Annotated in this window: 16 protein-coding genes; 10 read left to right on the top strand and 6 right to left on the bottom strand. The window is 31.9% G+C overall.

All coding sequences use genetic code 11. From position 1 onward, the window contains the following. Genes ACFSSE_RS12390 through ACFSSE_RS12375 form a run of 4 tightly spaced genes read right to left on the bottom strand, consistent with a single transcriptional unit; the run spans position 1 to position 5,953 of the window. Positions 1-1,431 (bottom strand): oligosaccharide flippase family protein, encoded by a 1,431-nt coding sequence (locus ACFSSE_RS12390; RefSeq protein ID WP_379040203.1) that lies wholly within the window; start codon positions 1,429-1,431, stop codon positions 1-3. Positions 1,432-1,452: 21 nt separating this feature from the next. After that, positions 1,453-2,733: an O-antigen ligase family protein gene (locus ACFSSE_RS12385; protein ID WP_379040204.1), complete on the bottom strand. Its 1,281-nt coding sequence runs from the start codon at positions 2,731-2,733 to the stop codon at positions 1,453-1,455. Positions 2,734-2,777: 44 nt separating this feature from the next. Next, on the bottom strand, positions 2,778-5,156 hold the full coding sequence (locus tag ACFSSE_RS12380; protein ID WP_379040205.1) for a GumC family protein: 2,379 nt from the start codon (positions 5,154-5,156) through the stop codon (positions 2,778-2,780). Positions 5,157-5,161: 5 nt separating this feature from the next. Continuing rightward, positions 5,162-5,953 carry a polysaccharide biosynthesis/export family protein gene (locus tag ACFSSE_RS12375; RefSeq protein ID WP_379100943.1) on the bottom strand — a complete coding sequence of 264 codons (792 nt, stop codon included), beginning with the start codon at positions 5,951-5,953 and terminating at the stop codon, positions 5,162-5,164. 133 nt (positions 5,954-6,086) lie between these two features. On the opposite strand from ACFSSE_RS12375, the gene ACFSSE_RS12370 reads away from it, so the two are divergent. From ACFSSE_RS12370 to ACFSSE_RS12325, 10 genes are all read left to right on the top strand, one after another. Further along, positions 6,087-7,157, top strand: a complete 1,071-nt coding sequence (locus ACFSSE_RS12370; RefSeq protein ID WP_379040207.1) for a glycosyltransferase family 4 protein — start codon at positions 6,087-6,089, stop codon at positions 7,155-7,157. Next, a complete protein-coding gene (locus ACFSSE_RS12365; RefSeq protein ID WP_379040208.1) occupies positions 7,150-8,064 on the top strand; it encodes a polysaccharide deacetylase family protein in 915 nt (304 codons plus the stop codon). Before ACFSSE_RS12370 ends, ACFSSE_RS12365 begins: the two co-directional genes overlap by 8 nt. Further along, on the top strand, positions 8,057-8,821 hold the full coding sequence (locus ACFSSE_RS12360; RefSeq protein WP_379040209.1) for a WecB/TagA/CpsF family glycosyltransferase: 765 nt from the start codon (positions 8,057-8,059) through the stop codon (positions 8,819-8,821). The genes ACFSSE_RS12365 and ACFSSE_RS12360 overlap by 8 nt, the downstream gene beginning before the upstream one ends. 87 nt (positions 8,822-8,908) lie before the next feature. Further along, on the top strand, positions 8,909-9,706 hold the full coding sequence (locus ACFSSE_RS12355; RefSeq protein ID WP_379040210.1) for a polysaccharide biosynthesis/export family protein: 798 nt from the start codon (positions 8,909-8,911) through the stop codon (positions 9,704-9,706). 10 nt (positions 9,707-9,716) lie between these two features. Further along, on the top strand, positions 9,717-12,086 hold the full coding sequence (locus ACFSSE_RS12350; RefSeq protein ID WP_379040211.1) for a GumC family protein: 2,370 nt from the start codon (positions 9,717-9,719) through the stop codon (positions 12,084-12,086). Positions 12,087-12,202: 116 nt separating this feature from the next. Further along, positions 12,203-13,105, top strand: coding sequence for a glycosyltransferase family 8 protein (locus ACFSSE_RS12345; protein ID WP_379040212.1), 903 nt, complete (start codon positions 12,203-12,205; stop codon positions 13,103-13,105). A gap of 47 nt (positions 13,106-13,152) precedes the next feature. Further along, positions 13,153-14,370, top strand: a complete 1,218-nt coding sequence (locus ACFSSE_RS12340) for a hypothetical protein (RefSeq protein WP_379040213.1) — start codon at positions 13,153-13,155, stop codon at positions 14,368-14,370. 91 nt (positions 14,371-14,461) lie between these two features. Continuing rightward, on the top strand, positions 14,462-15,907 hold the full coding sequence (locus ACFSSE_RS12335; RefSeq protein WP_379040214.1) for an oligosaccharide flippase family protein: 1,446 nt from the start codon (positions 14,462-14,464) through the stop codon (positions 15,905-15,907). 50 nt (positions 15,908-15,957) lie between these two features. Beyond that, positions 15,958-16,851: a glycosyltransferase family 2 protein gene (locus tag ACFSSE_RS12330; RefSeq protein ID WP_379040215.1), complete on the top strand. Its 894-nt coding sequence runs from the start codon at positions 15,958-15,960 to the stop codon at positions 16,849-16,851. Between the two features lie 452 nt (positions 16,852-17,303). Continuing rightward, a complete protein-coding gene (locus ACFSSE_RS12325) occupies positions 17,304-20,078 on the top strand; it encodes a putative Ig domain-containing protein (RefSeq protein WP_379040217.1) in 2,775 nt (924 codons plus the stop codon). A gap of 449 nt (positions 20,079-20,527) precedes the next feature. Here the strand turns inward: ACFSSE_RS12325 and ACFSSE_RS12320 are convergent, their stop codons facing one another. Further along, positions 20,528-21,373, bottom strand: coding sequence for an aldo/keto reductase (locus ACFSSE_RS12320; RefSeq protein WP_379040218.1), 846 nt, complete (start codon positions 21,371-21,373; stop codon positions 20,528-20,530). After that, complete coding sequence (locus ACFSSE_RS12315) at positions 21,370-23,010, bottom strand: GMC family oxidoreductase (RefSeq protein WP_379040219.1); 1,641 nt, start codon at positions 23,008-23,010, stop codon at positions 21,370-21,372. Before ACFSSE_RS12315 ends, ACFSSE_RS12320 begins: the two co-directional genes overlap by 4 nt. Positions 23,011-23,029 lie beyond the last annotated feature (19 nt).

The following is a 23,029-nucleotide window of genomic DNA, read 5'->3' as shown; positions in this document are numbered from 1 at the left end:
CTATTTAAAACCTGCCTTTTCTTTAATGAAACCTAAAATTCTTTTATCGGTATATATAAAAACTGTAAAACCAATTATCCAAAAACCTATAAAAAGCAAATATTGGTTTACCATATCTGATAAGTAAGCGTAAGCAAACCAAGCCATAAATAAGATGAGGTAAGAACCAATAATATGGAGCGGTTTGGTGATTTTTTCTTTTACCATTACAGTATCTTGTAGTAAATGGAACACTATAAAAGATATGAAAATAGAAAGGTTAATTACTGATAAGGATTTAAAATACATTAAACCTATAAATGCCAAAGAAAAATTAAGTACAAAGCTGGCTATATTAAACCACATGTCTTTGCGTTCCATTTTGAGAATTATTAATACATTGGCTTGTAGTAAAGCTGTTGGAAAAACTAAAATAGTTAAAAACATCTCTTTGGTATAAAACCCTGCATCTGCAAATTTTTCTCCAAAAGCTAACAAAATAACATCATCAGCAAATGAGTACATAAAAGAGAAGGCTAAAAAGCCAAACACTAAATAAATTTTATAAAATAGCTTGTATAAATTATTAAAAGCTTCTTTACCCCCTTCTTTATGGGCTCTTAACAATTCGGGGAATATTGATGCCGATACAATTACAGGAATAATTTGCGTGAGCGAGAAAAACTTATAACCAATTTCATAAGTTGCAACGTCTCTTACTGGTAAAAATTTAGAGATTAAAATGCTACCAATTCGCCAATAAATTATAGCAATGCTGCCCACAATAATAAAAGGCCAATTGGCAATTATCAGCTTTTTAAAATCGGTAAAACTAATTTTATTTTTAATAATTGATGCTAAATTAGCCAATTTAGAAGTTGAAATTCGGAGAAATAAATTAAGGGTAACTACTCTTATAATCACCAAAACAACTGCCATTTCTATTACAGTGTATGGATATAAATAAATTACAACTGCCAATAAAAGTTTGATAGCTGCTTCAACAATTAATACTACAAATGTTTTATTTTGTTCAAACTGAGCTATGTTTAAGTGCTTAACCCCATAAATAACATTATCAAACACAATGTTAACCCCTATTAAAATGCTTAATATTTGTATGGTTTTATCTTGATACAAAGTAAATGCAACTGCTACGTTTATTAAATAAAAGAACAAGCCGGCTAATAGCTGAATTTTTAAAAATTTATTCAAAAAATGTGATACATCTTCTTCATCATTTAATTGCCTAATAAACCATTGGCCCAAACCTAAAGCAGATACAGAACTAATTACCAAATACAAAGAATTGGCAATTAAATAATTGGCAAAATCTTGTTCAGATAATTCTCTGGCAATAATTATGAAGAATACACTTAATAAAATATTTTGCAAAATATTTGAGGCCAAGCCCCACATACTATTTTGTAAAAGTCCCTTCTTATTTGTCATGTTATATTTATAAGCACTAATCTATTTTACAATAAGAACTCCCTCATTATATCTTTGGGCATAAACCACTAATACACCTGTAATGGTAGCTATTAATATCATAATTCGGGTATCGCCTAAAGAATAAACCGAGTAAAAACCTAAAAACCAACTTAATAAAGCCGATATTAAGAATATGATGTTAAAATCTTTTACTTTCACTAAAAAAGTATGTAAACCTCTCGTAATCGCGTTTAAAATAAAAGCAAATATCCCTAAAGTGCCTAAAGTGCCTAACTCTGTCAAAAACTTTAAATACCCATTCTCTGGGTGGTCAAAAAACACTTTTTCGCCGGCAACCAACCAAAACTGGTCTGGGAAATATATTTCTACATATTTAGAATAATTATCTATCCCTATACCTAACCAAAAATGGCTAAAATACATTTTATACGCATCTTGCCAAATAGCGTTACGTACGGCGTAAGAATCTCCTAAAGATTCTCCTCTACTAAACACAATTAAGTATTGGCTCAAGCTAACCACTATGGCACCAATTAGTAAAATCCCTAACAATCCTAAAAATTTAACTTTTGTTTCGCTAAAAAGTACTATAAAAAAAATACCTAATACTAAGCCCAACAATGCTGCCCTTCCGCCTGTTAAAAAAAGACCAATTACTGCCGCTCCAAATAAATAATAGCTATATTTTGAATAATCTTTATTACCTGGCTTTTTTATTAATGCTATAAAAGCTAAAGCTGATAAAAACTGAGCGTGTTTTTGAGGATCCTGAAAAATACCTGGATAGCGAATGCTCTCAAAAGTAATGTTGGGATTTTCCATGGTGGTTAATGAAAAATCTAAGCCCAAAACTATCTGTAAAAACAAAAAAGCAACAGAAATTGCTAACGTAAATTTAAGTGCAGAAATAACTCTAAAAACAAATTCTTTATCTTTTAAACATTCAGAAATTAGTACGTGTATAAATATAATAATGGGCAAAAACTTGACAATGCCTAATATTGAATTGGACACAAAATTAGAGCTTAAAGCCCCTAAAAACAGTACTAATATTAAATATAAGCTTATCCCAAACTTACTATTGCTAAACAAAGGTTGATTATTGCGTAAAGAATAAAGAAAATAAAAGTAGGTGATAAACTGAAAAGCGCTATAAACAGAATCTGCTGAGTAAATTATAGGATAAAAATAGAGGATAAAAAGCAGGTATTCTTTACCCGGCTGTTTGCTTTTTAAAATGGCATAAAAAGAAAGCAGGATAACTAAATACGGAATTATTTTTAAGATTAACTCTTTCAAATTTTTGTTTCAAATAACCTGATTTTAATTACCAATTAAAGCTTTTAAAAACGTTTAAAAAACGCAAAAAACTTTCTTTTAAACCCTATGTTTGGTTTATTATATCCTTTGTTTTGATAATAGCTATTTCCGTAATTATTTATACCCTCTTCTGGCTTGGCCGAATTGATAACTATGCCCGTTTGAGTAAAACTCTTTTGTAGCGAATTAATAAACTTTAGATATCCAATTTTTGTTCTGTTACAGCGCACAACAAATAATAAAAGCGGATTAAATTTAGCTAAAATTAGTGCATCGGCAGCTAACCTAATTGGTGGCGCATAAATAACAATGTCGTCGTAATTTTGCTTTAGCCTATTCATTAAAATTTCTAATTCTACTTTTTCAATCAACTCTGACGCAAGATTTTCTGATGAAAAACCACTTGGTATTACATCTAAACCATAGTGCATTTCAGATTTTTTAACCAAACTTTCTAGTGCTATCTCTCCTTCTAAAAACTGAATAACTCCAGGCTCATCACTTGCAATACTAAAAAAAGAGGCTAAGTAATTTCTTCTTAAATCTAAATCTAATAAAGCTACTCTACGTCCAGATTTTGCCAAAGATAAAGCCAAGTTAGACGCTATAAAAGATTTCCCTTCTCCTGTAACGTTTGATGTAAGCAAAGTAATTCTGCCTTGTTCTGTTTTGGAATGTAAATCCAAAATTTTGGTACGTAAATACCTAAATTCTTCTATAATACCATTAAAATAAGGGTTATTAATAATTATTGGTTTGTCAGTAGATATTTGTCTTATTTCTGCAATTACTGGTAAAACAGTTTCTCTATTAACAATTGCGCTGTCTTTAACTTTATCGTTAAATAAGCTTCTGGCAATTAATAGCCCAAGTGGCAAACCTAAACCGGCCAATAACGCAATTACCAATACTAAAATTTTATTAGGCCATTTTACCGGGCCAGCGTAAGCTGCATCAATCACCCTTGCATCTGCCAATGTTGATGCATAACTTAACGATATTTCTTCTTTCTTTTTTAGTAAATAAAGAAACAAGTCTTGCTTAACATTTTGTTGTCTTTTAATAGCAATATACTCGCGTTCTTCGCCTGGTATTTTACTAATATCAGCTTTAAAGCCTTCCTCAAATATTTCTAACTTTGCTTTAGTGTTTTCTAGTGTTAGCTTTATGGTAGAAATATTTATTTTTATTGCCGTTTTTAAATCTGCAATTTGAGAATTAATTGGGTTAAATATTGGGTTATTTTCTGGCGTGGTTGATAATAGCCTTGCCTTATTAGTTTCTAATTCATTAAGCTTGGCAATCATCCCGTTTAACCCTGGATCATCAATACCTAAAGTAGATGGCACTTTTTTGTAAAGCGAGTTAGAGCTAATATATTCTTCAATTCCTTCAATAACATTTAGTTTTACCTTAACATCATTTAGTTTAGTATCATTAGCTTGTGCGTTTTCTAAAAATATACGCGACTCTGAAGTAATATCTGTTAACCTTCTGCTACTTTTAAACTGTTCAGATTCCTTTTCAACTTCACTTAATTCTTTTGAAATAGTTGCAAGCCTACTATCAATAAAATTCAGAGTACTTGCAGTTACCCTATTCTTTTCGGCAAAGGTGGCTTTATTATAAATGGTTATTAAATAATTTAGTACGCTTTTTCCTCTTTCTCTGGTAGCATCAGTAAGGGTTAATCCAACCGTAGGCGATTTTTTATTCAGCAACGCAATTTCAATTCCTTTCTGATAATCACTAACTGTTCTTTCAAAATCTTTAAATGAAATAACAATAGCTTTACCAACATAATCTTTATAAAAAGGTGTTTTTTCTATAACGAATGTACCAATTGAACTGGTTATTTCTTTATCAAACTGATATTCAACAGCTATATCAGCTTTTTCTGTGATAAAAAAAGTTTTATCGTTTTTTATATAAACAAGTATTTTTTTCGATTCAATTTTTTCGTCAGTTCTACTGAAATTTATTTTAACAGGACTTTTTCCAAATAAGTTCTCTTTACCTATTTTTTTATCAGATTGATAATCTATCCAAAGTTGTAAATCGCTTACTAAAGTAGTAATTAAACTTCTAGATTTTAGCACCTCCATTTCAGTATCAACTGCTTTATTTGGAGAAGTTAAATCAAGCTCTTGTAAAGCATTTCCAGAGCGTCTGTTGTTTTCTAAATTATTATCATCCTTAATTAATAGCGATGCTTTAATCTCGTACACTGGCTGGGTGATTTTTAGGTAAACAGCAGCCAATGCAATACACATTGTTAAAGAAATAAAAAATAAAGGCCAATGAAAAAGGTATTTCATCAAAACTTCTCTCGGCTTAAAAGAGTCGTCTTGGCTATAAGCTCTTACAATTGGGTAATCATTTTTTGGAGTAGTGTTAAACATAAACCCTATCTGTAAATAGTAGAAAAACCAATTACAAGTACAGATAGTGCCGCAACAATTAAAGTAGCGTTTCTATAACCAATATCATAAGGAGCATATTTGGTTTTATCTGGCTGTACATAAATCACATCATTACTTTTTAGGTAATAATAGTCAGATTTAAATAATGCTTTTGCATTTAAATCAATAGGAATGTACGCTCTTTTACCATCTTGTTCTCTTATTAAAATTACTGTTTTTCTTTTAGCGGTAATATTTAAATCGCCAGCCAAAGCCAAAGCCTCCAATACAGTTATACGTTCAGATTTTATGGGATAAATATCTGGTTTAGCTACATCTCCTAAAACGGAAACTTTCATATTAATAATTCTAGCAATAACCACCGGATTTTTTAAATATTGATTAAGCTTATCTGTAAGCATTTTTCTTAACTGCGGAGTGGTTAAGCCTGCAACTTTTAAAGCACCTAAAACCGGAAACTGAATTTCTCCGCTGCTATCCACCAAATATCCTTCGTAGGGGTTTATTGGATTTGCAGAGCTTACATCATCGTTATTATTGTTAAGCCTTGTTAATTTATTATTAAACACGGCTGAAGCTTCTGCACTTGAACTGCTAATTATTATCCCTAAAACATCATCTTTTTGGATAGTTTGCGCAGAAAGATTATTAATTTCTTCTTGTACAGGACCATTTAATTTTAAATCCTGAAAATATGGAATTTGATTATACCTACCACAAGAGGATAAAAAGAAAGTCAACAAAAAAAATATATAAATTTGTTTTTTATAGCCCATTTAATAGTTTGTGTTTAGCCTATTTTATTAAACTGCTAAGAAATAGTTTAACAAAACTATCCAATTTAGCCCAAAAGTAAAATTAATTCATTAGCTCTCAGAAAAAGAACTTATTTTTAAACATATTTAATTTATGAACATCATCATCACTGCTCCTTCTTTAAATTCTAATTTTAATGTAAGTGGCATTTCTTCTGTTGCAAGCTTTATAATTGCAAAAAATCCTTCAAAAAATTACATCCATTTTGAAATTGGTAAACGAGATAATGATGGAAGAGGTTTCACTAGAGTATTAAATATTTTAAAAAGTTATTTTAAATGGCTTTATGTTTTACTATCAACCAAAAATAAATTAGTTCACTTTAACCTTCCTTTAGATGCAAAATCTGTGATTAGAGACTGTCCTCTAATAATTATCACAAAATTTTTAGGTGTAAAAATGATTATTCATATTCATGGAGGAGCTTATATTGCAAACCACAACATCCCTAGTTGGGCTAAATTTTTAATAAAAATTTGTTTTAATGGCAAAAATCCTAAAATTGTTTTAGGCCAAACAGAAAAAGAATTTATTGTAGATACTTTTAAATGCAAAAATGTTGAGGTACTACCTAATAGCTTAAATTTAGATGATGCAGTAGATTTTAACAGAAATGAAAATGTTGATAACGAATTAAAATTTTTATTTTTAGGCAGAATAAGTAAAGAAAAAGGCATTGAATATATTTACCAAGCTTTTAAAACTTTAAAAGAACAACAATTTCCGATTAAGTTTTATATGGCAGGTAAAGGAGAAGAAGAGCAAGAATATGTTAAAAAATTTAGAGACTTATTAAATTCAGATTTCATTTTTGAAGGGGTGATTTTTGGAGAAAAGAAAACCCAATTATTAAAAGATTGCAACATATTTTTATTACCCTCATTTTTTGAAGGCTTACCAATATCTTTATTAGAAGCAATGTCTTTTGGCCAAGTTGCAATTACAACCAATGTAGGCTCTATAAAATATGTTGTTGAAAATAAAATTAACGGACTTTTTGTAAAAACAAAAAACAGCCAAGACATAGTTGATGCTATACTCGCTGTTAGCAATAATCAAGAATTAAAAACCAAAATTGCAATACAAGCAAAACAAACTGTTTTTAATAACTTTAATCCTATCAATTACATCAAAAAACTAAACCAAATTTACAGTTATGAATAAAATTTTAAACTTCCATTTGGTTGATAATTTAGCATGGTTTGAAGAAGCAATTAAGCTCATAAAATCTAAATACCAAATGGTAAGTATTGATACTTTGGTTGATTATTATGAAGGCAAAATTGAACTAAAAAACGCTTGCCATATAACTGTTGACGATGGCGACCAAACTTTTTACAAATACATTTATCCGATATTAAAAAAGCACAACGTTCCAGCATCTTTATATGTGTCTCCAAAAATATTTAACGAGGGCATAAATTACTGGTTTCAAGAAGTTGAAGGTTATAACACCAACATTTTGAAGAAAATTATTGCAGAAGAAAAAGAAATAGATGCAGAAAAACTAAACCCTTATTCAATTTTTAACGTATTAAAAGTTTTTGACATAGCAACTATTCATCATTTTTTAGAACTATACCGTAAAAAAACAAACACAGCTTTAAAGCCATACCAAAATATGAGTATTGCAGAGTTAAAAGAAGTTGATAACGATGGCTTAGTTACAATTGGTGGGCACACTATGAATCATCCTGTTTTGCATAACGAAAATGATGAAAGTGCTACATTTGAGATAAATAACTCGGTAAAAGAATTAGCAGAATTATTAGGACATCCAATAAAATGTTTTTCCTACCCTAATGGCATACCAGGTTATGATTTTACAGAAAGAGAACAAAATTTGTTAAGAGCAAACGATATTAAAATCACCTTTTCTACCGAGGCTAAAAATTTCAATTCTAAAAATGAAATAATGAGCATTCCTAGAATTGGCGTTTCAAACAACGAATCGATGTTGTTTTTAAAAGCAAAACTAATTTTAGGAGCTGTTTGGGACAATTTAAAAAGAATAAAAAGTACTGGAGAGTATAAGCACAGGAGAGAAATTCAAAAAATAGTAAATGGATAAGCCAACAAGCGTAATTAGTTTAGGTTATAGCATATTTGCATCGAGCTTAGATTATCTTCCAACAAAACATCAAACTTTAGTTAATACTATTAACCAATATTCGTATTGCCTAGCAGAAAAAGACCCAGAATTTAAAACTTCATTAAAAGAATCAGATGTTTTATTGCCAGATGGTGTTGCAATTGTTGTAGCGGTAAAACTTATTGATAATACAACTATAAAGAAAATAGCTGGTGACGATTTACATTTGTATTGTTTAGAAAAATTAAATAGAGAACATGGCTCTTGCTTTTATTTAGGTTCTGGAGATAAAACGCTAGATAAAATTAAGGATCGTGTATTAAAAGAGTACCCAAATATTAGAGTCGGAACATTTTCTCCGCCGTATAAACCTACATTTACAGATGAGGAAAATGCGGAAATGTTAGAGAAAGTAAACAGTTTTAAGCCAGACGTATTGTTTGTAGGCATGACAGCTCCAAAACAAGAAATATGGTCTTATAATTTTAAAAACCAATTAGATGCTCAATTAATTTGTTCTATTGGTGCTGTATTTGATTTTTATGCAGGTACTGTCAGAAGACCTAGTCAAATTTGGATTGATTTGCGTTTAGAATGGTTTAAAAGATTGCTTAATGAACCCAAAAGAATATGGAAGAGATACTTATACTTTGGACCTGTATTTTTTAAATACATGATTAAAGAAAGATATAGAACGGGTGCATTTAACACATTAAAAGAATCTAAACCACTTTAAAATTTCTCTTTTTTATAAAATGCTTATAATGAGAACTCATATTAAGTTTTTCACTTAAAACATAATTGTTTACCTTTAAGCCCACTTATGAGCGTATCATTTACTATGAATAAAAGTAATATTTTTTTATATCTAATATTAATCATCATTTGTAGTTCTTGCGGGTCTTATAAGGATATTCCTTATTATCAAGACCTTAATCGTAAAAGTCCTTCACAAGAACCAACCTCTAATTTTTCGCCGTTAACCATTCAACCCGGAGATATTTTGGGAATAAATGTTAATAGTAGAAATCCTGAATCTTCTGCTGCATTTAATTATAATTTGAATAGAATAAATGGAAATAACTTTGATAACTCTAGCGATAACCCTGTTACAGGGTATTTGGTTGATGAAAAAGGGAATATAGAATTACCCTTAATTGGGGTCTTAAAAGTTTCTGACATTACTACATCACAATTAACAGAGAAGATGAGGCCATTGTTGCTTAAGCTTTATAAAGAACCTACGGTAAGTATTAGAATTATAAATTTTAAAGTTGCTGTTTATGGCGATGTGCAAAAACCAGACCTTTATACATTACAAAACGAACGAACCACAATAACACAAGTGCTAAGTTTGGCTGGAGATTTGAACATTACGGCAATGCGTAAAAATGTACTCTTAATAAGAGAAATTGATGGTATTAGAAACTACATACCAATTGATTTAACTTCTAAAAAAATATTTGAATCTCCTTATTATTACCTTAAAAATAATGATGAAATTTATGTAACTCCAGATCGTACCAAGTACGCTCCTGTAGATCGGGGTTATCGTACTGCAACTTTAGTACTATCTGGGCTTTCAGTTTTTGCAATTGTGATATCTAATTTATTAAGATAAACCTTTAGGCATGGCTACACAGCAACCTCAAATTACAACCTTAATTATTCCCGAGCAAAAAAAGCGGGCTTTAAACATTAAGGTACTAATTACAAGGTATGTTTACCATTGGCCATTATTTTTTTTAACACTTTTAATAGCTTTACCGCCAGCTATAGTTTACATAAAATTTGCCAAACCTGTATATGAGATTAATGCTAGCTTAATTATTAAAGACAATAAGAAAGCGCCAGAACAGCAATCGGCATTGAGTGAAATTGATTTGGTAAATTCTGCAAAATTGATTGAAAATGAAATAGAAGTTCTAAAATCAAACAGATTAATAACCCAAGTAGTAAAAGAGTTAGAGTTAGACATAGCTTACCTAAAAAAAGATGATTTTAATACCACAGATTTATATAAATCAGGACCAGTAAAACTAAAGCTATTTAACGAAGTTTTATCTTCTGACAGAAACCCTACCACTTTTAATAAAGAAGTGATTACTGTTGTAATAAAAGACAATAAAAGTTTTTTTCTTAAAAGTGCTGATGATCAGTTAAAAGAACATGCTTTTAACACTTATTTAAGTAATAGTTGGGGTACTTGGAAATTAGAACCAACATATTTAGTAACCGATTTTAAAGGCCAAACTATACAAATAACCATCACAGATAGAGATAAATTAGCTTTAGAATATCAAAAAGCAATTGATGTTTCTATACCTAACAAGTTATCTACCGCTATTTCATTAAATTTAGAAGACAAAATACCTCAAAGAGGAAAAGATATTCTTAATCAGCTAATTTTCAACTACAATCGCTTAGTTATAGAAGAAAACGAATTAAAGGCTAAAGCAACTTTAGCCTTTTTAGATAATCGTTTAGATTCGTTAATTAAAGACCTTAACATAGCAGAAGAAGGGATTGAAGGGTTTAAAAGTAGTCGCGGACTTACTGATATTAGTATTGAATCTAAAATAAACTTAGAAAATATTCAAAATATTGACCAAAGTTTGAACGATGTAAATGTTAAACTAAGTATTATCAATAGTATTGAAAATTATGTAAACTCATCTAAGCTGGCGCAAGCACCAGCAACAGTTGGCATAACAGATCCGGTATTAAATAATTTGATAGAGAATTTATCGAGATTACAATTGCAAAGGGAAAAACTTTTGGCAGTATCGCCAGAAACTAACCCAGATTTTGACCCAATAGATAGACAAATTGCAAGTACTAAGGCGGCTTTAAAAGAGAATGTTGCAAATATCAAATCATCATTATTAGATACTCGTTCTAAATTGCAGTCTTTTAATAATGGTTTAGCATCATCCATAAAAAACATTCCAACCTTAGAGCGTCAGCTGCAAAGCATAGAAAGACAACAGTCGGTAAAAGCTGGCCTTTATACTTATTTACTTCAAAAAAGAGAAGAAATAGCCACAAATTATTCAAACATAGCAGTTTCCGATCGTGTTGTTGACCAAGCTTATGCTAGCACTCCTAAAAGTAAAAAAGCAATAGTTTTAGCCCTTGCACTTATTTTAGCATTTGGTTTACCTATCGGAATTATTTTTCTGCGAAATGTTTTAAATGACTCAATTATTAATGCGGAACAAATTAAAGACATTATTGATACGCCTATTATTGGAGACATATCCTTAGAAAAATCACAAGGTTTAATAATTTCAAAAAAGGGTGAAGCAAATATCGTGAGTGACCAATTAAGGACCCTGCGAACCAATCTTTACACGCTTTACGGCGATAAAAAGCGTGGAAGAATCACTTTAGTTACTTCTAGCGTACAAGGAGAAGGGAAAACTTTTATTAGTAATAACTTGGCTCTTAGCCTATCTCAAATTGGCAGAAAAACTATTATTCTTAAAATGGTTTTACGCCAGCCTAATTTAGACGATAGCCTAAATATTTCTAGTGAGGTGCCTGGTGTTTCAGATTTTTTAAACAATAAAGCTAAACTTGATGAAATTGTTCAGCAATATGAGTTAAACCCATTTCTACATATTATTGGAAGCGGTAAAGAAGTTGATAACCCTTCAGAATTATTAGAAAGTGAAAAATTAAAAGATTTAATTGCTACACTTCAAAACAGTTATGATGATATCATTATAGACAGTCCCTCAGTTCATTTGGTTCCAGATGCACTCATTTTATCTCGTTTTACAGATGTAACCTTATACATTATTAAACAAGGATATACAGAAAAAACAGAACTTGAATTTCTTAAAGAATTAGAAGAAAAAAACCAGTTAATTAACGTACATATTGTTTTTAATGGCATACAAAAAGCCAAATATGGATATGGATATAGTTATAAAAACAGTTACTATAACAAAACCATAAAAAAATCTATTTTTACAGATTTTTGGAAAAGATTTTAAAGCAGTAAAATTCTGCTGAGAGCAATCCGGATTTTGCACTTCGCACAAAAAAATAACTTACAGCGGTAACATAATTGAATGTTCCTATAATTAACAGCAATATTTTTGAAATTGAAATGGATAAAAAATTAACGAAAGACAATACGCTAAATATTTTTTTTGTTCTCGATAGAAATTACATCGTACCTTTTTCAGTAACATTAACTTCTATTTTTGAAAATAACAAGGATTTAAATATCCAAGTGTTTGTTTTACATGAAATGGGACAAAATGATATGTTAGACCTCACTTGTAAATTTATTAAAGATAAATACAACCAAAAGGTGGAGTTGATAAATTTTGAGGATAAATATTTTAATGATTTTTTTATCTCAGAGCATATCACCAAAGCAGGCTATTTTAAATTACTGTTAGGGAAAATGATTCCTGAAACGGTTACAAGTGGCTTATATTTAGATTGTGACATTGTTGTTGTTGGCTCTCTAAAAGAGTTTATTAACCTAAGTTTTTATGATGATAATCATAAAGAAACATCATTATTTGCAGTAACAGACGTGAGGGCAGATAGGGAAATAAAAAGACTAAATAAAGTGGGTGCTAATTTAACTAGCTATTTTAATACTGGCGTTTTTTATGCCAATTTGAAAAAATGGAGAGCAGAGGGCATGGCCGAAAAAATGATTGAAATTGGCCGAGAATATGGTAAAAATTTGGTTTACCTAGATCAGGATATTATGAACATCTTTTTCAAGAATGATAAAAAAGAATTAGATGCTACCTACAATAAAGATGCAGTAATAAAATACCCCAAGCTCCCAATTATTTTACATTATTTGGGAAACTCTAAACCTTGGCATTATGTTGATAATAGCCCAAACAAACATCTTTACCGTAAATATTTAAAGATGACCCCTTTTAGAAATTTAAAAACGGAAAACATAACTTTAGAAAATATTGGTAGAAAATATGTTCGTTTTTTTAGGCAAAAATTTAGCTCGGGACCAGATTATACCATTTAACTTTAATTGCCAATTGGGGTAATTTAAAAAATCATAATTTATCATTAATGAAGAGCAGATCATACTTCTGGGTAAAAGCAATGATTATTTTAATCATCTTCATTTTCCTCCAGTTTTTTTCTTACACAGGAATAAGTGAGGACTCTAAAGTGCTCCCCACTGCAATTTTTGGTTGCGGTATGTTAATGATGTTGTTATCGATAAATACAATTTTATTTAAAAACGACTTCTTTATTTGTGGTTTAGATAAATTGGTTATCCTTTTTATGGCCGCCGTTTTTCTAAGTTTTTTCACAGCTTATTGGTATTGGGGGCAACCCATTGGCACCTCGCTTTTATCTTACCGGCTGTTCTACATCTATTTTCTATACTTTGTACTGGTCTATTTTCAGCTAACGCAAAAAGAAGTTGAGCAAATCATTTTAATCATTTTCTTTTTAACACTCATCATTTTTGTAATTGGTTTTTTTACGTTCCCCAACCCCACTTTCACCATGCGTAGCGAAGAAAGAAGAAACGGAATTACCATTTTTTTTGACGGACAAGGCTTTACATTTTTAGGTGCTTTCTACTATCTTCAAAAATATTTCAAAACTTTTAACCTGTTGCATTTACTTTATTATGCTATAGGCGCCATATTCTTATTCTTTTTAACACAATCTAGAATGATGTTGGTGGGTATGGGTTTAGGTTCTGTGGTTATTTTACTTTTAAGCCAGCTTAGGTACCGTTATGTTTTTGCTTTTGCGGGCTTAGCTATGGGCATTTTAGTTTATTTAACATCAGGTGTTTTTGAAGGTATTAAAGAACAAAATGCAGAACAGGCGCAATTTGCCGGAGAAGATATAAGGGTACAAGCCTACAGTTTCTTTTTAAACGATTTACAAGGCGGTTGGCCTACTGTTATTTTCGGGAATGGTTATCCTGCAAAAGGGAGCAAATTAGAAACCATTACTTATTACGGGCAGGACAAAGGTTTTTTTACCTCCGATGTTGGTTTAACGGGTCTTTTTAGCTTTTTTGGGATATTTGGTGAAATTATATGGATTTTGTTTTTTTACAAAGCTTTTAGTATGGTAAACACTCAGAATTTTACCCATGTTAAAGCCTACTTTTTAATGATTTTTATTACAGCTTTTACGGGATATTCTATTTTTGACCCTGGATATATGCCTTCTACAGTTATTGCGCTTTATTTAATAAGGTGCAATTATGAAGAAACTAAAGTTATTGAAAGAGTTGGAGACTTTTTAAGAAAACAATGAGATTAACAGTAGTTTTTAATGAAACTCTACAATCATTTATCCGTTCAAATAGAAGTTAAAGCAATGCATATTGCCAAATAATTAAATACAAATGATAGCCGCTTTTAATAGAATTTTAAAAGAGAATACTTTCTTTAAAAACTTTTCTGTACTTACTTTGTCAACCGTTTTGACACAGTTTTTAGGTATGGTAATTGGGATTAAAATTGCTAGAGTTTTAAGTCCGTACAATTTTGGTGTTTACAATTTACTACAACTGCATGCAACCATATTTTCTGTAGTAGGTACTTTAGGTATAAGTAGAATCATCATCAGAAACATTGCTAGGGATAAATTAAACGTTAATAGCCTACTTAAAAACTCTTTAATATTACGTTTAATAGGAACAGGTTTTGCCGTTTTAATTTTTGGGATTTACTATTATTTTTTTAAATCTTACGATATTTTCCTGTTTGCACTGGTCATTTCAGCGGTGATTATGACGGTAAGTTTCGACCATTTTAATAGCCTTGCTTTTGGATTAGAAAAAATGGAGTTTTCAGGTTTTGTAAATTTCACAAGCACAATTTGCTGGCTGTTAGCCATCTTTTTAATTCCTGATGAGCATTTAAACCTAAACTTTGTATTCTTACTATTTGCCTTATTTAATATTATCAAGGTGTTGCTTTTTCTATTCGTTATCAGAAAAAAAACAAACTATAAAGCCAACTTTTCAAATACAGTTAGTTCGCCAGATACTGCACTTTCATTGGGTAAAGAAAGTTTACCTTTTTACTACCTAGACCTTTTTTCTCTATTGAGTATGCAAATACCCATTCTGTTTTTAGAGTATCGCTCCGGGACAGAACAAATTGGCTATTTCAACATTGCAAGCAAGGTTTTACTGCCTATCAGTATCATTGTAAACACCGCACTTTCTGCCATATTTCCAATTCTTGCGAGACTTTATGAGCGTGATTTTGCCCGTTTTATAAATATTTTCAAAACCATGTGTTTAGCCATCAGCTTTATTGGCATTGCCGGTGCTTTTGGCGTCACACTTTTCCGCAAAGAAATTGTGGTGCTATTATATGGCGAAAAGTACATCAGCTCCAGCTTGGTATTAAGTTATCAATGCTGGTACATTGCATTTTTCTCTGTAGTATGTTTATTCGGAACTATTTTGGGTGCCATCAACAGGCAAAAAGAATTGGGTTATCTCTCCTTTGTTTGTACAATAATTGGAGTGCCTTTGCTATGGTATGGTTCGCAATTTGGGGCTCAATACCTTTCTGCCGCTTTTATGGTTGCCACCGGCATTAATTTAATATTACACTTTTTTGTGGTAGATAGGTTTGTTAAAAAGCAAATTTCAACAATGTTTTATATTAAAATTTTCTTGTTTTTGGTAATCGGCTATTTCCTATCCGTTCAAATACCAGAAGGGATTAACCTTAATATAAAGATTTTACTTTTTTTATTGTGTTCATTAGTGGCAGTTTTCTTACTTTATAAAAAGTATTTTACAGAAGTAAAATCTTATTTTCAACCTAAATAGTATATTAAAATCATTAATTTTTAGATGGTCATTTTGTGTTAAATAAATCAATGAAAAGCGTCAGTATTATTATCCCAACATACAACAGAGAAAAGTTATTACCACGAGCAATTGAGAGTGTTTTATCTCAGGATTTTGATGGCGAAGTAGAGATAGTTGTTTCTGATGATGGATCTAAAGATGATACACTTAAAATTGCCGCGTCATTTGGAGCGCAGGTTAAAATTGTTTTAAAACCGCATGATTGTAAAACGCAAGGACCATCTAGCACCCGCAACAGAGGGATAGCAGCTGCAACAAATCCTTATGTTTTATTTTTAGATTCTGATGATTACTTTTTTCCCGGGCACATCAAAAAAATGGTTGCCGCAATTGAAGAAAACCCAGAGTTTGGCTATATATTTTGTAGAATTTTAGAAATTAATGAAACCACCACACCTCCTACTTTTAGCTTATGGACAAAAGAAGAAATTAACGAAAGAGAGATTATAAATTTGAATATCGCATCGCATAACGTGGCTCAAACAAATGGCTTCATTTTTAAAAAGGAAGTTTTTGATAAGGTGGGCGTATTTCATGAAGATATTTATCATGGCGAAGACATTGACCTTTGGATGAGAATCAGTGAATTTTACAAAGGAAATTTTTCTGACCATTATGGTGCAGCACTACGAAGAAACGGTGCCGACCAACTCACTGCCGATTCTAAAGAAAGCTTGTTAAAAATACAGCAGAAAGTTTTTAGGAATGCGCTGAAAAGATATTTCAAATTAAAGTTGAATAACCCTTATCGTTTAGCGAAACTTTTGTATATAAATGCCTACTACATCACTATACAGTTACCTGTAATTAAAAAAATATTTCTAAAATCTTACGAAAAGAAAAAATTGCAGGAAAGCGCTGAACAAAAGTGGTATCCGTTAGCGTATTTTATTAAGATTTGATTTAAAAGTCAAAATTAAGTTTGCCATTTCGCCCGCTGAGTACAACAGTTTTCAGCAAGTTGAATATTACCGAAAATTAAGAAGCTTAACGGTAGTACCTTTTAATTAATTACACATTTTATTAATATTTATCATCAGTTTATTTTGTAATTTATTTATATAATTCTAATTTAGTATTGTAATTTATCTTTAAAGACGCTTATTATATTTTATTTTAATTAATTATCTAATAAAAAAATAATTTATGAAAACGCTGTGTATTTACCCCTTCAAACAATTGTTTGCTACCTATTTAATATTTATAACTAAAACCTTATTTGGGAATTAACCATAACATTTATATTGAAGGTATTTACATTCCTAAATTTTAATCAAAATAAATCTCTTAAGGCGATTTAAACTCTGTTTCAAGTGATTTTTAAATGTTTCAAATTTATTAAACCCACATCAAGATGAAAAAAATTCTACTTCTGCCACTCTTTTTAATTGCGTTTTTACTTTCAAGTTTCCCACAGCAAGGATTTGCGCAGGTTACTGTTATTGATTTTAATTCTGAAGTTAGCGCACCAAACGGAACTGAGATTGTCAAACAACATTCAGTTGAAGGATTTACATTTGCCTCAAACTTGACCAACCAATATGGTGTTGGGTTTTATAATAATATGGGAGAGGGAGGAACGAGGGCTTTGTCCGATAATAATGTAGTGTCCGGAGCGCTAACAAGATGGACTATTAGTCGCAATGGAGGATCAGAATTTCAATTTAGGAGTATCTATATACAAGAAGGAGGTTTTGGGTCCAGTACAAGTGGTACTATTAGGGGGTATAAAAATGGAAATCCGACCGGATCTGCTAAAACAATTAACTTCAACGGGGTAAAAGATTACGCAAGTGACCCGGATTTTTATGATGTGGATGAAATTAGAATAGAAGCAACAGACATTTATGTTGCGATAGATAACTTCACTTATGGTTCAGTATTTACGGGACCTGTGAATGCTGCTCCCGTTGCCACTGCACCTACAGCACCTACAGTTCAAGAAGATGCCGTGGCAGTAGCATTAGCTGATAATATTCAGATTACTGATGTCAACGGAGACAATCAATCGGTGACCTTTACCATAACTGGAGGTACGGTTTCTCTTGGCACCGCTGGAATTACTTTTGGAGGCGGAGGAAATGGCTCATCCAGCTTCACTGCATCAGGAACCCTGACAGCTATTAATACTGCATTGGATGCAGCAACATTTACACCAACACCCAATTTGTTTGGCACCAATGCTGGCTCTATTTCTTTTGTTTCCAATGATGGTACTGTAAACTCTAATACAGCCACAGTAACTTTTAACATTTCAGGAGTAAATGATGACCCGACATTTACGGGACTACCTGCTTCTGTTACTGTGGTAGAGGATGCTATAAATGCAGACCTAAGCGGTGCACTATCGTCGGGGACTTTTAATGATATTGATGCAGGGAGCAACAATGTAACCTTGACTCTCAGTGTTAATCAAGGAACTCTGAATTATGCAAATCCTTTTGGGACAGGAGTAAATATCACTGGTCCTGGTACTTCTACAGGTACTTTTACAGGAACAGTACAAAATATTGAGACCTATTTAAATATTAATACCAATGTTGTATACACGCCTCCAGCAAATCTAAGTGGACTAAATGCAGCAACCTTAACTGTATCCGCAAATGATAACGGGAATACGGGTTCCGGCGGAGGTCAAACCGTAGTACTTGGTCAAATTCAAATTAATATTACCCCAGTTAATGATGCTCCAACAGATATTGTCTTATCACCAACAAGCATCAACGAAAACGTTGCCGCCAATTCTACAGTAGGATCTTTAACTACAACCGATCCGGATGCAGGCAATAGCTTCACTTACACTTTGGTAGCTGGAACAGGCAATACTGATAATGGAAGTTTCAGCATAAGCGGAGCTAATTTAAGAATTACAAACAGTCCAAACTTTGAGGTAAAAAATAGCTACTCAGTAAGAATCAGAACCACAGACCAAGGAGGCTTATTCTATGAAGAAACATTCACGATAACAATCAACAATGTTAACGAAACGCCTACGGATATTGCCTTATCAGCGAATAGTATCAATGAAAATGTAGCAGCAAACAGTCAGGTCGGCACATTCACTACCACCGACCCAGATGCGAGCAATACTTTCACTTATACTTTGGTAGCAGGAGCAGGAAGTACAGATAATGCAAGTTTCAACATCAGCGGAAGCAGTTTAAGAATTACCGATAGTCCAAACTTTGAGGTAAAAAATAGCTACTCAGTAAGAATCAGAACAACAGACCAAGGCTCACTCAGTTACGAAAAAGTATTTACTATCAACATAAATAATGTAAATGATGCACCAATAGTAGCTAACGCCATTCCAAATCAAAACGCAACAGAAGATCAGGCATTCAATTTCCAATTTGCTCTAAACACCTTTGCAGATATGGATGCAGGCGCAATTTTAACCTACACGGCACAATTAAATGGTGGTGGAGCTTTACCATTATGGTTAAGTTTTGACGGGGCAACAAGAACATTCTCTGGCACACCATTAAATGCAAATGTTGGAACGGTAAGTATAGATGTGATAGCAAATGATGGAAGTGGAGGAACAATTACTGCTATTTTTAATATTGTAGTTGGAGCAACATTACCAGTAACTTTTAACCAATACTCAGCTAAATTACAAACAGACGGAACAGTATTGTTAACGTGGGATACCTTTGCAGAACAAAGCAATGATTATTTCGAAATATCAAAATCAACAGACGGACAAAACTTTGTAGTGATAAGTACAATAAAAGGAAATGGAACAACCACTCAACGCAGCTTATATAACTACACAGACAGAACACCAAAAAGTGGAGATAATTATTATAAATTGGTACAAGTAGATTTAGATGGAGCTAGAGAAGATTTAGGGATAAGAAGTGCGAAAGTAGCATTAGCAAATGATTCAAAAGTGACAATCTATCCAAATCCAAGTACAGATTTAGTAAATATAGTATTTGAGTCAGGAAAGTTTACCAGCATAGAATTAGTAGACCTAAATGGTAGATTGGTACAGAAAAAAGTAATTGCCACACAAGCAACAGAGATTACATTAGAAGTAGGAGATTTACCATCATCAAGCTATTTAATAAAGCTTGTAGGTAATCAAGAAACGATAGCTAAAGTATTGGTGGTTAAGAGGTAGTGAACAACCAACTTAACCGCTAAAAAACAGGTTCTCTATATTTAATAGGGAACCTGTTTTTGTATTAATACACCGAATGGCTTGAGTAGCTCTTTTTTAAAAAAGATAATTTAAGGTGAGCCAATAAATTCTGTTTAAAGTCTAATATGTTAGCGGTTGAAAGGGTTTGTACATTTTTCAAAAAAAATACCGAAACGGAGTGTAGTCCTGTAAAACACGACCCCGATTTTTCTTCGGGGAAACACCCATAATAAAAAACCGAGTGAAAACAGATTTATGATGAGACCATCAAAGCGCTCGAAATAAAAAGAGCTTAGTTTTTAATGATTTATTTATCAGAAAACTACAAAGTCATCAACTGTTTTGAAGTCAAAAAATCTCAAAATTACGTAATAATTTTGTAGCAATTTTTTTAAGAAACATTTACACCTTACCATTTCGATAATGACTTAATTATCCTCCCCAGCAATTCTAATATTCTCCTTCACATGCGCCAAATTAAACATAGAGCAAAGCACAATGCTTTGATTAAAATCGTTCAATAAATTTTTAAGCTTCTCATTTGCTGTGGCATTCCCACCACCTTTCATTGGCGAAAAAAGAATGTTTCTTTCTGTGCCTCTGGTACTCACTAACCTTTTATAATCTTCTAATTCTGCAGGTTTATCAAACTGTAAAATATCAAATGAGTTTAAATAATTTTGATGCAAATGCTCTTGAGTTTGCATATAAGCAATTCCGAAAGCTCTGATTTTACCTTCTTCTTTTAGCTTATTCGCCATTTCATTGATTTCGTCAATATAAGTTACAGTATGAAAAGGTTCGTGAATAAAGAAATAATCCAGATAATCTGTACCTAACTCCTTCAAACTTTTCTCTAAGCTTTTACGCATCAATTCTCCTCTCAAAGGCACAATACGATCCAGAAATCTATCAGCAACATTTTTAGAATTTGTGACTGTGAGTGTTTGCTGCTTATTTTTTTTGATGAAATTTTTAACTTCTCTAGCTATCGGTTTTAAAGGTTTCATAAAAGAGGCTTTCCAATTGGCTTCTATCCCAAATTTACTGGCTAAAACTAAGCTATCTCTTTTACCTTTAATGGCATTACCTACAAAACCTTCCGCATCGCCATAACCATAAGACCTTGCTAAATCTAAATGGTTTACTCCATTATCTAAAGCAAAATCTAAAGCATACTGTGCTGTTTTTTTATTAATAGAACCCAAAATTGGGGCGCATCCAAAACCAAGTACAGAAGATGCTATTCCTGGTATCAATTCAATTTTTCTCATTTCAAAAAGTTTGCTAATCTTACTGCAAAAGCACCTAAAAAGAATGTTGGGTTTGCATGGCCAGATGTTGGAAAAGCCGAGCTGCTACAAACATAAACATTATTAGTTCCATATAGTTTCATATCTCTATCAACAACACCTTCTTGTGCAGTATCTGCAATTCTAGTGGTACCTATTTGGTGAATTCCGTCTTTAGAAACATTTCTTACGGCTTTAGCTAATTCTTCTTTTGGATACCAATAAACCACTTCACCACAATTTATTGATCTTAAATATTTATCAATTTCGTCATGAGATTTGATAACCGATTCTACATCTGCATCCATCAAATCGTAATGAAGAATTAATGTTTCACCGTCTTGATCTAGCTCCATTCTGTTTTGTTCTACAGGAACTTGCTCGGCATGAAAGTTTAGCGAATACTCGTTCATTGGGTTATATAAAAATACACCTGGCAATTTCCTTTTTACTAAATAACGTTGCGAAAATATTTTAGCTGGAGTTATCACCGACATGGGTAAATCTTTTAGGAAATTCCAGATGTGTTTTCCTACTGTTTTTGTTTCTCCTTTGGTAATAGAATGTGCAATTGCTGGTGGAGCTAACATGTTTTTTAAAACAGGTGTAATCATGGCTAAGTACATAAAAGACATCGCTCCATTTTTATGTCTATAATCATGGTAAAGAGGATTATCAATCCATATAATGGTGTTTAATAAATCCTTTTTAAGCATAAACTCTTGTGTAAAATGAAACCTTCTACGGATATAAGTCCCATCCGGATTACGCAAATAACCGTAATCTGTTTTTTTAGGGTCGCCATAAAACTTTACTCCTGCAATTTTCCCAAAAACATGTCCTTGATAATATTTACCCAAAGCTGGCGGTGTAAAACCTAAATTTTTAAAAAGTTTGGTGTTTCTTAATAAAATTCTTGTAGATTCTTGTGCACCTGCTGCTAAAACAAAACTATTTGCTTCAACTGTAGTTACCTCTCCGTTTTTCACATTTCTTATGGTTAAAGAAGAAACATTACCATTAGCATCTGGCTCAGTAAAATCTCTTGCTTCATACCCCTCTAACAAAGTAATGCTTTTACAATCCTCTAATTCTTTACGGTATCTAGAACCAAAACGTGTTGGCATACTCCAACGCTCTAATAAACTATCGGTTACATCGCCTTCTTTAAAATTTTCGGCAATTCTGCTGCCTGCAAATTCTGGTATTTCGTTTACATTAAAAACGGGGTCGCCGCATTCAAAATATACGGCTGTTGCAGAAACGTGTTTTTTCACTTCCTCAAACAAACTAACATCCCAAGTGCATTCACCGTTTATAACTGGCCTATCTTTTAAAAAATCAATCTCATCATACATTACACACCTACCGCCCCAAGTTAAAGAAGTTCCGCCCAATCCTTTGTTTGTACATTCGTAAGGGTCGTGGTGGTTTACTAAATTCTTAATAACAATAGAATCGTCCAAATCGTTTTTAACCTGTTGCCCAGGAAAACCATATTCTACCAATAAAACCGTTTTCTCGGGATTTACACGTACATATTCAAGTACCGTAATAATACCGGCTGGTCCACTTCCGATAACACAAAGGTCAAATTTTGTTTTTAAATTATGATTCATTTTTAAGCTTTATTATTTC

The organism is Pedobacter alpinus, assembly GCF_042684645.1.
GTDB classification, from domain to species: Bacteria; Bacteroidota; Bacteroidia; order Sphingobacteriales; family Sphingobacteriaceae; genus Pseudopedobacter; species Pseudopedobacter alpinus.
The sequence above is the reverse complement of the archived record's forward strand: the minus strand, read 5'-3'. Positions and strand labels throughout refer to the sequence as shown.

Bases quoted from the DNA above. Each gene is read 5' to 3' on its own strand.
- ACFSSE_RS12340 (WP_379040213.1), top strand. From the start codon at position 13,153: ATGAAGAGCAGATCATACTTCTGGGTAAAAGCAATGATTATTTTAATC.
- ACFSSE_RS12350 (WP_379040211.1), top strand. From the start codon at position 9,717: ATGGCTACACAGCAACCTCAAATTACAACCTTAATTATTCCCGAGCAA.
- ACFSSE_RS12375 (WP_379100943.1), bottom strand. From the start codon at position 5,953: ATGGGCTATAAAAAACAAATTTATATATTTTTTTTGTTGACTTTCTTT.
- ACFSSE_RS12345 (WP_379040212.1), top strand. From the start codon at position 12,203: ATGGATAAAAAATTAACGAAAGACAATACGCTAAATATTTTTTTTGTT.
- ACFSSE_RS12325 (WP_379040217.1), top strand. From the start codon at position 17,304: ATGAAAAAAATTCTACTTCTGCCACTCTTTTTAATTGCGTTTTTACTT.
- ACFSSE_RS12335 (WP_379040214.1), top strand. From the start codon at position 14,462: ATGATAGCCGCTTTTAATAGAATTTTAAAAGAGAATACTTTCTTTAAA.
- ACFSSE_RS12390 (WP_379040203.1), bottom strand. From the start codon at position 1,431: ATGACAAATAAGAAGGGACTTTTACAAAATAGTATGTGGGGCTTGGCC.
- ACFSSE_RS12365 (WP_379040208.1), top strand. From the start codon at position 7,150: ATGAATAAAATTTTAAACTTCCATTTGGTTGATAATTTAGCATGGTTT.
- ACFSSE_RS12370 (WP_379040207.1), top strand. From the start codon at position 6,087: ATGAACATCATCATCACTGCTCCTTCTTTAAATTCTAATTTTAATGTA.
- ACFSSE_RS12380 (WP_379040205.1), bottom strand. From the start codon at position 5,156: ATGTTTAACACTACTCCAAAAAATGATTACCCAATTGTAAGAGCTTAT.
- ACFSSE_RS12355 (WP_379040210.1), top strand. From the start codon at position 8,909: ATGAGCGTATCATTTACTATGAATAAAAGTAATATTTTTTTATATCTA.
- ACFSSE_RS12360 (WP_379040209.1), top strand. From the start codon at position 8,057: ATGGATAAGCCAACAAGCGTAATTAGTTTAGGTTATAGCATATTTGCA.
- ACFSSE_RS12315 (WP_379040219.1), bottom strand. From the start codon at position 23,010: ATGAATCATAATTTAAAAACAAAATTTGACCTTTGTGTTATCGGAAGT.
- ACFSSE_RS12320 (WP_379040218.1), bottom strand. From the start codon at position 21,373: ATGAGAAAAATTGAATTGATACCAGGAATAGCATCTTCTGTACTTGGT.
- ACFSSE_RS12330 (WP_379040215.1), top strand. From the start codon at position 15,958: ATGAAAAGCGTCAGTATTATTATCCCAACATACAACAGAGAAAAGTTA.